This window comes from Streptomyces sp. NPDC043738, assembly GCF_056436545.1.
This window is the reverse complement of sequence record NZ_JBWKCJ010000003.1, coordinates 149,530-163,776: the sequence shown is the minus strand read 5'-3', so window position 1 is coordinate 163,776 and position 14,247 is coordinate 149,530. Positions and strand designations below refer to the sequence as shown.

The window sequence follows — 14,247 nt, the reverse complement described above, 5'->3', positions numbered from 1 at the left end:
ACAGACGGGCAACTGGGGGGATCAGCGGGTCCGGCAAAGAGTAGGTCGCCTGACATCCCGACCCGGTCGTATGCGCACCTGCCTCTCGGCTGATCGGCCTACTCGCCCGGGGCACAACCTTGCCTTCTGGTAGTCACGTGTAGGTCGGACTATGCGTGAGCGGTGCGTGAGCGGACGGGGCAGTACCCATTGGACCGGGCGTCACGCCAACTAGGCCGCCAAGCCCCTGACCAGCCAAAACAGGATCTGACGTGATCATCCAGCAGCGCCCGTCACGACCTTGCACCCCCTCGTAATGCGTAGGTCTCGGGTTCGAATCCCGAAGGCGGCTCAGTGAAAGCCCAGGTTGGACATCGTCTGACCTGGGCTTTTCTTTGCTCTCCGCTCGGCGGGACGGAAACGTGATGATCTTCGCGCCCTCGTGCGAGCCCATTGCGAGCCCATCGGCCCGGATCGGGGTTTCCGGGGGCACCTGCGGGGCCTGCCGGGCAGCGCCTCGGGGGGCCATGGCGGCGGTCGCTGCGGCGGCTGCTGTGGCGACCTTCGGCATGACGGACTGGTAGGTGTCTCGCGTGATCCGCGTATCACTGTGGCCGAGCGTCTCGGACACGAGCTTTTCGTCGACGCCGGCGGCGAGCATGAGCGAAGCGGCGACGTGCCGCAGATCGTGCAGCCGGATCGGCGGCAGCCCCGAAAGCTCGACGAGCCGCTCGAAGTGATCCGACAACCTGCCGGGGTGAATGGGTGAGCCGTCCCGCAGGGTGAACAAGCGGCCTGAGTGGGCCCATGCCTCGCCCGACTCGGCCCGCTCGGTGGCCTGCCTTGCTTCCTGCTCTTTTCGTCAGGCCGGCCAAGGTCGCGGCGGCGAGTGTCCACAGCGCCGGTTTCTCCGACCTGGACTACCGGCGGGAAGTGGAGAAGCTACAGGGCCAGACGGGACTTCCGGTGCTCGACCCGTGCCGGGAAGGCGCGGCCGGCTGGCGGAGAGATGCTTCGGGTGGTGGAGACACTTCGTGAACGTCAACACGAAAGCGCTCAGAGGCTGGTGTGAGAACGTGTGCCGGTCGTTCGTCCGGTGAGAGCGACCGCATGGCGTCTCGGACAGCGGGGAGCGGGTCGGCCGTCCGAGCCTCTGGCGGCCACCGGCGACGCCGGGAACGATCGATGGTGCCAGGGCTGCCCGGCCGCGGTGACGGCCGGGCAGCAGCCGTCATGCCGCTCGGTTGTGCCGAACCGCGTAGACCGCGGCCTGGGTCCGATGGGACACGTTGAGCCGGGCGAAGATCGCTTGCATGTGGTTCTTGACGGTCTTCTCCGTGATACCGAGTTCCCGAGCTATGTGGCGGTTCGTCATACCGTCGGCCAGCAGGGCGAGAACCTCGAGCTGACGCGGTGTCAGGGCGCTGGAGGGAGACTTCTCGCCGGCCGGTTCACCGCCGCGATCGGTCGTCACTCTCCCCTGAGGAGCGCGGGTGGTCCAAGCCTCTGCTCGTCGCGGGCGCGGGCGCGTCGCCGTCGAGTCCTGAGCGACGGGGATATCTGTCTGCTGGTCGGTCAGAGGGTGTGTGTGGTCGCTATTTTGCGCAGCCATCCGTGTCTTCTTTCCCCCGTGGTCGAATGGACGATTCCGCACCCGGTCGGCTCCGAGAGGAGGCCCCAGGCCCGGTAGTAACCACGCCGACTGTATCGAGATCGAACTCGGGAGAGGGCGGTAGCTGTCAGATTTCGGAGGCAGGTAGCTGTCAAGATTTTTGAGGCAGGTTGGTCGGAGATTCTTTGAATCAGTGTTCTTGCTGGTCGCGGCCGGGTGGGTTGATCCAGGCGGCGGTGGGCATCGGCGGCGGGTTCGGGGGGGCGTTGGTAGGCGGCGGTCAGGACCTCGGCGCGGACGGCGTTGGCGGCGTCGGTGTGCCCGTGGTGGACGTCGTGTGGAGTGCGCCAGGCGATTCCGTAGTGCCGGTGTGCGGTGTCGTACCAGGTGGAGAAGGTGCGACAGAAGGCGCGGGCCTGTTCGATGGTGTCGAAGCGGTCCGGGAAGTCGGGCCGGCACTTCAGCGTCTTGAATTGCGCTTCGCTGTACGGGTTGTCGTTCGAGGTCCGCGGTCGTGAGTGGCTTTTCGTGACGCCGAGGCCGGCGGGCAGGAACGCCACCGGTTTGGAGGCCATCGAGGTGCCGTCGTCGGCGTGGATGGTCAGCGTGCCGCGGTCGATGTGCTGCTCGGTGATCGCCTCGTCGATCACGGTGTCGGCTCGCTCCCGCCGCTCGGGCTGCCGGTCGCGAGTTGCCTCAGCAGTGCGGAGAGTTTCCCCGCACCTCGATCACCGCCCGACCGGCTTGGCCAGAGCCTCACGAGCCCCCGCGTCACGCCGGGAACGCCACGCCGCGATCAGTGACGTGCAGAGGCCCCCGCGGCGCGGAAGAGCGCCCTTACCTGCCTTGTTGAGTGACTCGTACTCCTGCAGGATCCGGGCTTCACAGGTGGCCGATTACGTTCGTGACCCCGGCCTTCGCCGGCACCTCGGGATCGGGTGCCTCGCTGCTGGAACTCACCGGGCCGGGTCTCCTTGGCCGCCCTCAACTCAACATTTGAAGAGTAGATCTTGCCTCACACGATCTTGGCAGAGAGGGTCTTCCTCAGTGTCGTGAAGCTTCACAACTCCATGATCACTTATGCGGCCTCACCCGCTTCCGTGGCCGCCACAGAGGGCGCCTACCCCGCGAAAAACCAGGTCAACGACTCAACGTCCGAGAACGCAATGCCCCGCGTCTTCTGCTGCCTCCCGTCGCGCTAATCCCAGCGCTCGGCCGCCAGCCCGTCGACGGCGGAAACCGTGCTTATGGGGCTGTCGGCGGGCGTCGAAGCGTAGCGACGCCAGCGATGGGTCTTAAGTCCTATGTACGACCAACTTGGCGATCTGACAATCTTCCCGTGGTTGCAATCCAGCCGCTTACGGGGGCTGCAGAGGCGTGAACGGCCCCCGGTGGTTGGGTTTTACATTCCCGCACTGGTGCATTTGGTCAGACACACGTCGGGGCCGGGTATGCGCCGTGCCGCCGGAGTGAGGCGATGCCGCCGCACGCACGGCCGAGGTGGTCGTCAGAACCGCCCAGAAATTACAGCGAAAGAGGGAGCAGTGACGACCGAACTACAGCGGCCGGTGGACGACCCGATTGTCGTTGATGATCTCGAGCGCCTCTCGTTCCGGGTGGATCGCCGTGCCTACACCGACGACGACGTGGCCGCGCAGGAGATGGCCAAGATCTTCGATCGCTGCTGGTTGTACGTCGGGCACGAATCGGAGGTGCCCGAGCCGGGCTCCTTCGTGTCACGCGACGTCGGCGGGCGCCCGGTGGTCATGGCGCACGGGTCCGACGGGGTGATCCGGGTGTTCGCCAACAGCTGCACTCACCGCGGGGCTCTGCTCTGCTCGCAGCCGGCCGGGCAGGTCAAATCGTTCCGGTGCCCGTATCACGACTGGACGTTCTCCAACAAGGGCGAACTGACCGGGGTTCCGATTCCGGACGGGTACGGGCCGGGCTTCCGGAAGGCGGACTTCGGCCTGGCGAAGCACCGTAGTGACAGTTACCGCGGTTTCGTCTTCGTCACCTTCGATCCGGAGCAGCCGCGCACCCTGACCGAGTACCTGGCGGGAGCCACGGAGTACATCGATCTGGTTGCCGACCAGTCCGAGACCGGGATGGAGGTGATTCAAGGCGCGCAACTCCACGGGGCTCAGGCCAACTGGAAGCTCATGATGGAGAACAGCGTCGACATCTACCACTTCCGTGCACTGCACAAGCGTTACGTCAGCTACATGCAGTCGCTCGGGTCGGTGCCACCACGACGACGAGGTGGCTTCGGCCGCGCCCTCGGCCTGGGTCACGGAGCCAACGAGCTGCCGCCGGCCGCAGCCCGCCCGCTCGCCCACTGGACGCCGATGTTCGATCCCGAGCTCCGGCCGCGGATGGAAGCGACCGCCGCACGTTTCGTGGAGAAGTTCGGCGCCGAACGCGCCGAACGGATCACCGGAATGAATCGCGCGTTGATGATCTTCCCCAACTTGATGATCATCGACGCGATTGCGCTCACGATTCGCAAGATCGACCCGGTCGGCACCGACCGGATGGCCATCACCTCGGTTGCGCTGGCCCCCAAGGACGAAGATCCGGAGATCAGGGAACTCCGCAAGAGTCACTACCTGACGTTCCTCGGTCCCGCCGGCTTCGCCACTCCCGACGACATCGAGATCGTCGAGTCGTGCCAGCGAGGTTATCTCAATCGCACGGTGCGCTACTCGGATCTGTCACGCGGTATGAACAAGGAGATCCCCGAGACGACCGACGAGCTTCCTGCCCGCGAATTCTGGCGGCAGTGGGACCGGATGATGCACGGCGACGACGGTCACTTCGAGGTCGCTCACCAGGCCGAGTTGCAGGGGGCAGAAAAGAAATGACCAGCGAACTGATAGTCGACGATGCAGCCCAGGTGAGGCTGCACCACCGGGTGAGCCAGTTCCTTTTCCGTGAGGCTCGGCTGCTCGACGAGTGGCGTCTGATCGAGTGGTACGACGAGATGCTGACCGACGACGTCCGCTACGTGGTGCCGGCTACCGACGTCCGCGGTGAGTCGGCCGACGCGCTCGGGCTCATCGCCGACGACGCTGCCCGGCTTCGCCAGCGGATCGAGCAAATCCTCAATGGTGAGGTGTGGTGCGAGGACCCTCGGTCGCGAACGAATCGCGTGATCAGCAACGTGGAGATCCTGGCTGATCAGGGCAGCTACCTCGAGGTGGCGGCGAATGTCGTCGTATACCGCTTCGGGCACGGGCGCTCCGACGCCTACGTCGGAAAGTATCGGTTCGAACTCGTCCCCGAGGGCGAGTCGTTCCGGATCCGGAAGCGGGTCGTGGTGCTCGACCACGAGACGTTGTACGAGCACGGCAAGATCAGCATCGTCCTGTGAGGGGCCGATGACAGCGGCCGGCCCTGGCGGCTTTCCAGCCGCCGCCGCAGTCAAGCCGGGTCTCCCTCGCGAGGTCAGGGAGCCCGGGCTGGTCCTCGTCTTCGTGACGTCGTGACGTTGACAACCGTTCGGCCCCAATATCGAGGAGTTCACCGATGAATGAGCCGTCTGCCCGGCGCGAGCGGGGTGAAGCCGTCTTCAAGGAGGTCTTCGGCCGCGAACCGCGCCCGGGTAATTACCCGGAGTTCCTGCAGATAACAATCGAACATTTGTTCGGCGAGATCTGGGCCCGCCCGCACCTGAGCATCGAGGAGCGCGAACTGGTCGCACTGACCGCGGTCGCGCTGGCTCGGACCGATTGGGAGTTGCGGGGCCACATCGGTGCCTCCCTGAACCTCGGGATGTCGCGGGAGAAGATCGTCGAAGTGATCATTCAGCTCGCCTACTACGGCGGCTGGCCGGTCGCCAACAACGGACTGCGCGTCGCCCAGGAAGTCTTCGCCGAGTTGGACAACGCCACCGGAAAGGACGCGGACCATGACCAGTGAAGCGACTTCTCTCGACCCGGCGGAGAAGGTCGACCTGTGGCGCCAGCGGTACTTCGAGGCCCAGGCGGCCGCGGAAGAGTTCGTCCTGGGAGAGCACGGCGAAGAAGGCCTGGCCGGATGGATCGAGGCGAACTCCCGCATCACCGCGGACCTGCTGCGAGCGCAACGGCCCGACGGGGTATCGGCTACCGATCACTTCATGACCCGGATGCAACGTCAGCTCTTGCTGTACGACTCGGCAGTGTCCACCGAGCCTCAGCCCTCGGGCACCGTCCTGCGCAACGCCGACTGCGGGATCCTCCGGTACCGCAAGAAGGCCGCCCGTGCCGGCGTCGTCCTGACGTTCAAGTCACCGTGCGGGTACTGCCAGAAGCTCCACACCGCCATCGCCAACCGCTACGTGGAACCGGACGTTACGGTGTCGTGCGAACAGGCGGGCGACGGGTGCACCTGGCGCGCGGAAGCTGCTCACGCTCCGGGGGGGGACGCGGCCGGGTGACCGCACCGCGGACGAGCTGCTGACCGAACCGACAGCAGTACAGCTTCCCGCCGGCCGGCCGGGAATGGCGTTCAGTGGCGCCACCGACTCGGACATTTTTCGCGACTTCGCCGGACCCCCGGACCGAAGCGTCTTCCAAGCAGTTCTCGCACCTGTCTATCGGAGTGATCAGGCATGCCTTTGTCGATGGTCGACAAAATGATCCGTCTCAACCTGATGGCTTTCCCGCGCCCCCTCAATGTGGCGCAGTTCTACCCGGCGCTTTCAACGTACAGCGTCGAGCAGCCTTTTTCGCTCGACGATTTTCGAGGCGCAGTCGGTCACTTCCTCGACGGGAACCCGCTCTTTTCGAAGTGCCATCTGATCGAACGAGAGTTCGAGAGTCCGGAAGAATTCCCGGTCGAATCCTTTCAGGGGATCGTGCTCGACGAGTACCCCAATTACTACGACGGCTTCCTGTTGATGTCCGTCACGTACAAGTCGAACCCCAACATCCAGGGGATTTTTACAGCCTTCCCCATGTCGATACAGGACGGCTACAGGTGCTTCCGCTTCCACCAGGCGTTGATGAGCACCATGAAGGCGGGCGAGGACCGGTTCCACATCGCGGAGGCGATAGCGGAGCTTCAACTGCAGACCGCTGACCTGGACCAGTACCTCCCCGCGAGGAAGCCGTCCGTTGATGAGAACGAAACGGTGCGCCTCATGCCCTGGACGCTCCGAGAGACCATCGAGCCGGCTGGGAAGATCGGTTCATTTCTCGACATGGTCAAGGCGGAGTTCCAGAAGAGGTCCAGCGAGAACCTTCTCGTGATGAAGAACGCCTCGTACGCCGCCAACCTTCCCTTCGGAAACCATCTCATGTTCCTGTTCGTTCCGCGCGAGGCGGTCGGTCGGAGCAGTGGTAATCAGATTCGCGACTACTACAAGGAGCTGGCGGTCGAAGCGGAGAAGGCCGTCGCGGAGTTGGAGACGCCGGAGGACTTCGCACGAGCCGGCGCGGATGTGTTTCCGTGGATAGGCACGCACCCCCGTCGGTTCGGCGTCAACAACTACGGCGACGTCTCGCGGTACGACGGGTCGGACTTCCTTCCGGAAAAGGGAACCCTCGTGCAGTACCAGTGGCACATGCCGTACCTCGTCTCGCAGGGAGCGGCCACAGAAGGATCGGGAATGCACATGACCATTACCATCAACGGTAAGGCGTTCCATTTCCTGACCCAGCGGCGGTAGGGAAAGATAAAGATCGTCACGTTGTCTTGCGCGTGGAAGCGTCTCCCGTCGCTGGCAGGCACGTTGCTCGAGGCGGGGACGATCGTGCATTTCGCGGACGATGCTGACTGAGCGCGCACTGGTGGGCCCGGCAGACTCTCGACGGCAGCCGGTCGCCGGCCCACGACCGCGCGGCACCGCCATTGGTTCGGGCACCGCCTCGTTTGCGGTGCGGTGACCCGGTCGCGTCCTTTCCTGGAGCGTGAGCAGATTCCGCGTGCCAGGGGCATCCGTCGCCCGCCTGTTCACGCGACACCGTGATGTCCGGTTCAGTTCCGCCTTGAATCGGTGCTCAGTCAGGACGGCGAAATACAACACAAGAAACAAGCAATAGCTTGAGTCGGGAGTTGCCGTGAAGATCCTCAAGTCTTTTTACAGGACATACCTTCGAAAGACGGAACTCGAAGCATGTAAAAAGTTCTACATGGCACTCCAAGGAGTGGACCGTCCCCACCACGAATTTCATTACGAGGAGTTCAGGCTCGATATCGTAGGGATCGGAAGTGTTCTCCTGATCGCGGGAGACAAGGCTGACACTGAGCGGTTCGAGGCTACCAAGTTGACCTGTTTGGTGGATGACCTGAACGCCGTGCGCGCATACTTCATCCAGACCGGGGTCAAGATCATCGACGATATCAAGGTGGTTCCTTCAGGGCACAACTTGCGCGCCATGAGTCCGGACGGAACGGTCGCCGAGTACGTCCAACATAGCGATGACTTCAAGCGCAAGATGGCTGGAAACGCCTACGATTGAAAATGCCGGATCGATCGCGCTGATCCCCTCGAAGCGGGTGATCAGCGCGCGGTATGACCGTTCCAATCGATCTGGTGTGTGACCTCCTGCTCGCCTGAGTGGTTGTCCGCCTTCGCCTTCCGGAAAAGGCTAGGCGCCGGTTGGCCATCGGCGGAATGTCCGCAACTTCGGAGCGACGAGCTTCCAATTCGGGGGATCAAACTCGTGACTACGCCTCTCACCCTCACACCGTCAGTTGAAACCGACTTCACTTCGGATCCGGAGCGCGAGGGTCAATGGCTTCGCACTCTGCCGGCCCAGCAGCAACCGCGGTGGAAGGACCACAGTCTGGCTGAACGGCTCAGCAGCGAACTCAGTGACGTACCCGGCCTGGTGACCTCGGACGAGGTACGCCATCTGCGGCTGCTCCTCGCCGAGGTCGCGGCCGGCGGACTGCAGATCCTGCAGGCGGGCGACTGCGCCGAGGACCCCGCGGATTGCGTTCCCGAGGTGCTCAGCCGCAAGGCTGGCATGCTCAACGCGCTGGCCGGGGCGATGCAGGCCCGAACCGGCCTGTCCGTGGTGCGGGTGGGGCGGATCGCGGGTCAGTTCGCCAAGCCCCGCTCCGCCGACCTGGAGCGGCACGGAGAGCTCGAGATACCGGTGTTCCGCGGCCACTTGGTCAACGATCCGCAGCCCGATCCGCGGCTGCGCCAGCCGGATCCGGCGCGCCTGCTCACCGGCTACCGGGCCGCTCACGCCGGAACGGAATTCCTGCGCAGACTCGGCGGCGCCTGGGGTCTGCCGGCCGCGGCACCTGTGTGGACGAGTCACGAGGCCCTCGTGCTGGACTATGAGCTGCCGTTGCTGCGTCAGGGCCGAAGAGGCTTGCTGCTGTCCTCGACGCACTGGCCGTGGATCGGGGACCGCACCCGCCAGCTGGACGGTGCACACGTGCAGCTGCTGGCCCGGGTCCAGAATCCGGTGGCCTGCAAGGTCGGTCCGACGATGACACCCGCCGAGCTGACTCAACTCTGTTCGGTCCTGGACCCGGCTCGTACGCCCGGCCGACTGACGCTCATCTCCCGGATGGGCGCGGATCGGGTCGCGGAGTGGCTGCCGCCGTTGATGGCCGCTGTCCGCGACGCGGGGCATCCGGTCATCTGGCTGTGCGATCCGATGCACGGCAACACTCAGCGCGGCCCGTTGGGCCGCAAGACCCGCCTGCTGACCAACATCAAGCACGAAGTGGAGCGCTTCCAAGAGGCGGCCGCCGCAGAGCACGTGGTCGCAGGGGGGCTGCACCTGGAAGCCACGCCGGAGACCGTCGTTGAATGTGTGGCGGACGAGTCACATCTCGACGACCTCCTCGACCCACTGTGCTACACCACCCTCTGCGACCCGCGCCTCAACATCGACCAGGCCGTGGCAGTCGTGTCGGCCTGGCGTCGTTGAGCGAGGCGACCACCGTGCACAGAACGACGACCGGCCGCTGGACGCCTTTTGCGCTCAAGGTCTGGTCGGTATCGGTGGAGATGGACCTGTTCCGGTGAGGTAGCCGTCGATCAGACGGGTGCGGTACGGCATGCGTTTGAGGCGGTTCTTCACCGCGGCGGCGAGTTCGCGCGTAGGCGGGTAGCTCGTAGACCAGCAGTCAGCAGCCAGCAGTGGGTGGCGATCGCCGAGCGGGTCGCGGGAGTCCTGTGCGGCGACCGGGACCGGCGCCGCGCCCGCCGCTCGGTGCCCGAGCGAGGGGCCTTGGCCCGGGCCGGACACAGCCTCCAGGAACAGCTGGTGGCACTGCGCGAACTCCTGCTCCAGGCGGTCTGGCAAGAAGACACGCGCCACCGCGTCGAGGTCACGGTGGGCCCAGGCGGCCGGGTCGAAGTCGTCTCCTGCCCGGCCGCTGACCAGGGTTGACCGGGATTTGGTGCAGGTCACATTCTCTTCAAAATCCAGTACTCGCCCTTCGGAAGGACAAGTCATGTGTGGTGTTGCCGGGTTAGTTCGATTCGACCGGGACCTCGGCGCGGCGGACCGGACGGCCGTGGCCGCGATGACCGAGACGATGAGCTGCCGGGGGCCGGACGCCGGTGACATCTGGCAGGGCCGGCACGCCCTCCTGGGGCACCGGCGCCTGGCGATCATCGATCTGCCCGGCGGCCGTCAGCCCATGCGGCGCGACGTCGCCGGCCACGGCGCCGCGGCCACGGTCGCGCTCTCGTACAGCGGCGAGATCTACAACTTCCAGGAACTGCGCACCGAGCTCACACAGCAGGGACACCGTTTCGAGACGAAGAGCGACACCGAAGTCGTCCTGTGTGCGTACCTACAGTGGGGTGACGCATTCGTCGAACGTCTCAACGGCATGTTCGCCTTCGCCCTGTGGGACGGGCGGAAGGAAGAACTGCTGCTGGTGCGCGACCGGCTCGGAGTCAAACCCCTCTACTGGCAACCGACTCCGGCGGGCGCGCTGTTCGGCTCCGAGCCCAAAGCGATCCTCGCGCACCCTGACGTCCGTCGCGACGTCGGCATCGACGGCCTGCGCGAGATCTTCTCGCTGACCAGGACGCCAGGAAGGACCCCTTACGCGCATCTGCACGAGGTCGAACCGGGCACGGTCGTACGCATTCGTGACACCGGGAGCCGGGTCCACCGCTACTGGTCGCTCACCGCACAGGAACACACCGACAGCCTGGACGCCACGGTCGCGACGGTCCGCGGCCTTCTGGAGGACGCCACCCGCAGGCAGCTCGTCGCCGACGTGCCGCAGTGCGTCCTGCTCTCCGGCGGCCTGGACTCCAGCCTCATCACGGCCATCGCGGCCCGCGCGATGCAGGCGCAGGGCGCCCGTATCCCGTCCTTCGCTGTGGACTTCGAAAGCGAGGCGGAGTTCGAGGCCTCGGAACTGCGCGGAGAGTCCGACCCTCCGTACGCCCGGCTGCTCGCCGCCCAGGTCGGCGCGGACCATGCGGACCTCGTCCTGAAAGACGCCGAGTTAATGGATCCGCGCACCCGTGAGGCCGTCGCGGCCGCCCGCGACATCCCGACCGGCTGGGGCGATCTCGACACCTCCCTGTACCTGCTGTTCCGAGCCATCCGGGGCAAGTCGACCGTCGCCCTCTCCGGCGAGGGCGCCGACGAATTCTTCGGCGGTTACCCGTGGTTCCACCGGCCCGAGGCCGTGAACGCCGCGCAGTTCCCGTGGGCGGGCCTCGAAACCTTCAGCCTGGCGGATCCCGCCACCAGTCGCCTCACCCTGCTCTCGCCGGAGCTGCGGGCCGACCTCGACATGGAAGCGCACGCCAAGAACGCCTACCAAGAGGCGCTGGCCGAGGTGCCCAGGCTGCCGGGCGAAAGCCGCCTGGAACGCAGAATGCGGGAGATCGGCCATATGCACATCACCCGCTGGCTTCCGGAGATGCTCGACCGGAAGGACAGGATGAGCATGGCCGTCGGCCTCGAAGTGCGCGTGCCGTTCTGCGACCACCGGCTCGTGCAGTACGCGTTCAACATCCCCTGGTCGATGAAGACCTTCGACGGGCGCGAGAAGAGCCTGCTCCGCCTGGCCGCGCGGGACTTGGTGCCCGACGCCATCATCCAGCGCAAGAAGGCCAGTTACGCCGTCACGCAGAGCCCCGCCTACATGTCGCAACTCCGCCGGACCCTTGCGGACGTCGTCTCCGACTCCACGGCCCCGGTGCATCAGCTCCTCGACCGGGACGCCGTCCGCCGCGCCGTTTCCCCACCCGAGGGCGAGCACGCGAACACCGGACGCTCAGCCATCGAGCTCGTCCTCTCGCTCGACCTGTGGCTGCGAAGGACCGCACCCGCAATCAGCCTCTGAACCCGACCACGCACGCGCACCCGACCACACACGCGAGACCCTTGGCCACCTCGCATTCCAGAACGGCGAATTGGGCATCGGTGAGCCTGGGCCGCCCCGGTGAGCCGCGCGAGACCAGTCCCTCGACCGGGGGGCCTGCTCGAACGGTTCTGGTGGGGCTCGGTCTTCCTGATCAACCCGCCCGCCAGCGCCCTGTTCCTGGTCTTCGCACCGATCCTGCTGCGCGAAGTGCGAGCGACCCGGTCCAATGGAGGAACGGATGGCCTTCATCCCGCTGTGCACCGAATTATGCTAGGAGATCCATGTCTGTCAGCACCTCGGAATCTTCGCCAGCTTCGTCGCTTTTCTCCCCGGTCTCCCTCGGGAAGATGACGCTCGCCAACCGCATCGTCATGGCACCGCTGACCCGGGTGCGGGCCGGTTCCTCCGGCATCCCCGGGGACCTGATGGTCGAGTACTACCGGCAGCGGGCGAGCGTCGGAATGATCATCACCGAGGGCACCTTCCCCGACCATGCGTCGCAGGGATGGGTCGGCGGGCCGGGCATCGCCACCGACGAGCAGGCGGCCGGCTGGCAGAAGGTGTTCGAGGCGGTGCACGCCGAGGGCGGCTGCATCGTCATGCAGATCCAGCACGCCGGCCGCGCCACACACCCCGACATCAACGGCGGCCGCCGCATCCTCGCCCCCAGCGCGATCGCCATCGACGCCAACATCCCGTTCACGGCGAAGGGCGAGCAGCCCTTCGCCATGCCGGAAGCGATGACCACCGCCGAGATCCGGGAGGCCCTGGAGGGCTTCGTCGCAGCGGCCCGCCGGGCCGTCGAGGCGGGAGCGGACGGCGTGGAACTCCACGGTGCCAACGGCTACCTGCTGCACCAGTTCCTCTACCCGGGGGCCAACCAGCGCACCGATGAGTACGGCGGCTCCCCCGAGAACCGGGCTCGCTTCGTCGTCGAGGTGGTCACGGCGGTGGCCGAGGCCGTGGGTGCCGAGCGGGTCGGGCTGCGCATCTCGCCGGAGATGACCTCCGAGATCCTCCGCCAGGGTGTCTTCGAGACCGACCGGGATGACGTCCTGGCCACCTACGGCACCCTGGTGGACCAGCTGCGCCCGCTGGGCCTGGCCTACCTGTCCGTCCTGCACAGAGAGCCGGGCGGCGAGCTGGTGCAGGAGCTGCGACAGCGCTTTGACGGCAAGCTGATCGTCAACAGCGCCTTCCGCTGGCAGACCACCCGTGAGGAGGCGATGCAGCGGATCGAGGCCGACCACGCCGACGCCGTGGTCGTGGGCCGGGCCCTGATAGCCAACCCCGACCTGGTCGAGCGCTGGCAGGGCGGGCATCCCGAGAACGAGCTGCGGCCGGAACTGTTCTACACACAGGGCCCCGAGGGCTACACGGACTACCCCTTCCTCCAGACGGCTTGAGGCTAAGGAGTTCGTGCACGGTTGGCGGTGAAGCATCGAGGACTTCGATCGGACTCGGAGTTCACATCTGCCGTACCGATGCCAGGTCCGTGCTCTGCTGGTGGGACAGCAGGCCGGCGACGGCCTGAACGATGTCGCTCATGGGCTTGCGACGGCCGAGGTGGCGCAGGGACGAGCCGGTCGACGGCTTGGAGGATGGCATCTGGCCCGTGCTCATCGATCAGGTTGACGAAAGGCTGCCGGTCACGGCCCACCGGATCGTGCTCGGCGTCCTCGCGCAGGGCGTTCCAGGTGGTGAGGAGCACGAGTTCGGGGGCGATCTCGCCGGCCGGCCGAGCCACGGCGCCCTCGTGGCCCGGCGGTCCCGCCCCGCCTCCGATGCGAGGCGGGGCGTCAGTCCGCGGAGTCCCTCTTTGGCGTCCCGTCGCCCACGGTGTCCGGATGTGAGACGCGGCCGGCGGACTGGTCGTCGGTGTGGTCCACCCCTTGCGGGGCGATCGTGGCCGCCCAGCGTTCCGCCCAGCGGGCAAGGGGGTTCAGGGTGTGGCGCGCCTCCTGTCCCAGCGGGGTGAGCTCGTAGCGGCTGTCCGGTAGTTGGTGAATCACCTGGGCGTCCAGCAGTTCGGTCAGGCGCTGCCGCATCACGCTGGAGGATATGTCGTCGCACCGCTTCTGCAAGGGGCGGAAGCCAAGCGGACCCGCACGAAGCTCCCACAGGATGCGCAGACTCCACCGCCGCCCGAACAGATCGAGTGCGGCCATGAGGGGGCGGCCGGTGGTCGAGCCGCGAACAGGCTTGCCAGGTCTGGGTGTTGCCATGTCGGGATGTCCAGCTCTCCAGGATTGACGCTTCGAATTCCGACACGCTAGCATCGTCGACCGCTTCGGAAATCGAAACGGAGGAGGCTGCTGTGGCACCTGCCCCGACGGCCTGGGTGACAGGCGTTCCTGAAAGCC

General features: G+C 66.0%; 14 protein-coding genes and 1 pseudogene. 10 read left to right on the top strand and 5 right to left on the bottom strand.

Annotation, left to right across the window (positions count from 1 at the left end; all coding sequences use genetic code 11):
* Positions 1 to 133 precede the first annotated feature (133 nt).
* From AC0680_RS06180 to AC0680_RS06170, 3 genes and pseudogenes are all read right to left on the bottom strand, one after another.
* Positions 134 to 769 carry a tyrosine-type recombinase/integrase gene (locus AC0680_RS06180; protein ID WP_478625380.1) on the bottom strand — a complete coding sequence of 212 codons (636 nt, stop codon included), beginning with the start codon at positions 767 to 769 and terminating at the stop codon, positions 134 to 136.
* Between the two features lie 441 nt (positions 770 to 1,210).
* A complete protein-coding gene (locus tag AC0680_RS06175; protein ID WP_478625377.1) occupies positions 1,211 to 1,453 on the bottom strand; it encodes a response regulator transcription factor in 243 nt (80 codons plus the stop codon).
* 451 nt (positions 1,454 to 1,904) lie between these two features.
* Positions 1,905 to 2,190 (bottom strand): annotated as a pseudogene (locus tag AC0680_RS06170) (integrase core domain-containing protein); the annotation flags it as partial.
* Between the two features lie 945 nt (positions 2,191 to 3,135).
* On the opposite strand from AC0680_RS06170, the gene AC0680_RS06165 reads away from it, so the two are divergent.
* From AC0680_RS06165 to AC0680_RS06120, 10 genes are all read left to right on the top strand, one after another.
* Entirely contained in the window at positions 3,136 to 4,455 is a 1,320-nt protein-coding gene (locus AC0680_RS06165; RefSeq protein WP_478625374.1) for an aromatic ring-hydroxylating oxygenase subunit alpha, read from the top strand.
* Entirely contained in the window at positions 4,452 to 4,964 is a 513-nt protein-coding gene (locus AC0680_RS06160) for an aromatic-ring-hydroxylating dioxygenase subunit beta (protein WP_478625371.1), read from the top strand. The genes AC0680_RS06165 and AC0680_RS06160 overlap by 4 nt, the downstream gene beginning before the upstream one ends.
* A gap of 155 nt (positions 4,965 to 5,119) precedes the next feature.
* Complete coding sequence (locus AC0680_RS06155) at positions 5,120 to 5,512, top strand: carboxymuconolactone decarboxylase family protein (RefSeq protein ID WP_478625368.1); 393 nt, start codon at positions 5,120 to 5,122, stop codon at positions 5,510 to 5,512.
* Positions 5,502 to 6,011, top strand: coding sequence for a hypothetical protein (locus AC0680_RS06150; RefSeq protein WP_478625366.1), 510 nt, complete (start codon positions 5,502 to 5,504; stop codon positions 6,009 to 6,011). The genes AC0680_RS06155 and AC0680_RS06150 overlap by 11 nt, the downstream gene beginning before the upstream one ends.
* A 198-nt stretch (positions 6,012 to 6,209) precedes the next feature.
* Positions 6,210 to 7,244 (top strand): hypothetical protein, encoded by a 1,035-nt coding sequence (locus tag AC0680_RS06145; RefSeq protein WP_478625364.1) that lies wholly within the window; start codon positions 6,210 to 6,212, stop codon positions 7,242 to 7,244.
* A 391-nt stretch (positions 7,245 to 7,635) separates the two neighbouring features.
* Positions 7,636 to 8,037: a hypothetical protein gene (locus AC0680_RS06140; protein WP_478625362.1), complete on the top strand. Its 402-nt coding sequence runs from the start codon at positions 7,636 to 7,638 to the stop codon at positions 8,035 to 8,037.
* A 288-nt stretch (positions 8,038 to 8,325) separates the two neighbouring features.
* Entirely contained in the window at positions 8,326 to 9,471 is a 1,146-nt protein-coding gene (locus tag AC0680_RS06135; RefSeq protein WP_478625724.1) for a 3-deoxy-7-phosphoheptulonate synthase, read from the top strand.
* A gap of 216 nt (positions 9,472 to 9,687) precedes the next feature.
* Positions 9,688 to 9,936: a hypothetical protein gene (locus AC0680_RS06130; RefSeq protein ID WP_478625360.1), complete on the top strand. Its 249-nt coding sequence runs from the start codon at positions 9,688 to 9,690 to the stop codon at positions 9,934 to 9,936.
* A gap of 64 nt (positions 9,937 to 10,000) precedes the next feature.
* Positions 10,001 to 11,863, top strand: coding sequence for an asparagine synthase (glutamine-hydrolyzing) (gene asnB, locus AC0680_RS06125; RefSeq protein WP_478625357.1), 1,863 nt, complete (start codon positions 10,001 to 10,003; stop codon positions 11,861 to 11,863).
* 302 nt (positions 11,864 to 12,165) lie between these two features.
* Complete coding sequence (locus tag AC0680_RS06120; protein WP_478625356.1) at positions 12,166 to 13,290, top strand: alkene reductase; 1,125 nt, start codon at positions 12,166 to 12,168, stop codon at positions 13,288 to 13,290.
* Positions 13,291 to 13,351: 61 nt separating this feature from the next.
* On the opposite strand, the gene AC0680_RS06115 is transcribed toward AC0680_RS06120, so the two are convergent.
* Together AC0680_RS06115 and AC0680_RS06110 are read right to left on the bottom strand one after the other, a co-directional pair.
* Entirely contained in the window at positions 13,352 to 13,492 is a 141-nt protein-coding gene (locus AC0680_RS06115; RefSeq protein ID WP_478625354.1) for a hypothetical protein, read from the bottom strand.
* A 191-nt stretch (positions 13,493 to 13,683) separates the two neighbouring features.
* Positions 13,684 to 14,052: a winged helix-turn-helix transcriptional regulator gene (locus AC0680_RS06110; RefSeq protein WP_478625722.1), complete on the bottom strand. Its 369-nt coding sequence runs from the start codon at positions 14,050 to 14,052 to the stop codon at positions 13,684 to 13,686.
* Positions 14,053 to 14,247: the final 195 nt, after the last annotated feature.

Coding starts and splice junctions, on each gene's coding strand:
- AC0680_RS06160 (WP_478625371.1), top strand. CDS start 4,452: ATGACCAGCGAACTGATAGTCGACGATGCAGCCCAGGTGAGGCTGCAC.
- AC0680_RS06155 (WP_478625368.1), top strand. CDS start 5,120: ATGAATGAGCCGTCTGCCCGGCGCGAGCGGGGTGAAGCCGTCTTCAAG.
- AC0680_RS06150 (WP_478625366.1), top strand. CDS start 5,502: ATGACCAGTGAAGCGACTTCTCTCGACCCGGCGGAGAAGGTCGACCTG.
- AC0680_RS06145 (WP_478625364.1), top strand. CDS start 6,210: ATGATCCGTCTCAACCTGATGGCTTTCCCGCGCCCCCTCAATGTGGCG.
- asnB (WP_478625357.1), top strand. CDS start 10,001: ATGTGTGGTGTTGCCGGGTTAGTTCGATTCGACCGGGACCTCGGCGCG.
- AC0680_RS06120 (WP_478625356.1), top strand. CDS start 12,166: ATGTCTGTCAGCACCTCGGAATCTTCGCCAGCTTCGTCGCTTTTCTCC.
- AC0680_RS06115 (WP_478625354.1), bottom strand. CDS start 13,492: ATGCCATCCTCCAAGCCGTCGACCGGCTCGTCCCTGCGCCACCTCGGC.
- AC0680_RS06110 (WP_478625722.1), bottom strand. CDS start 14,052: ATGGCCGCACTCGATCTGTTCGGGCGGCGGTGGAGTCTGCGCATCCTG.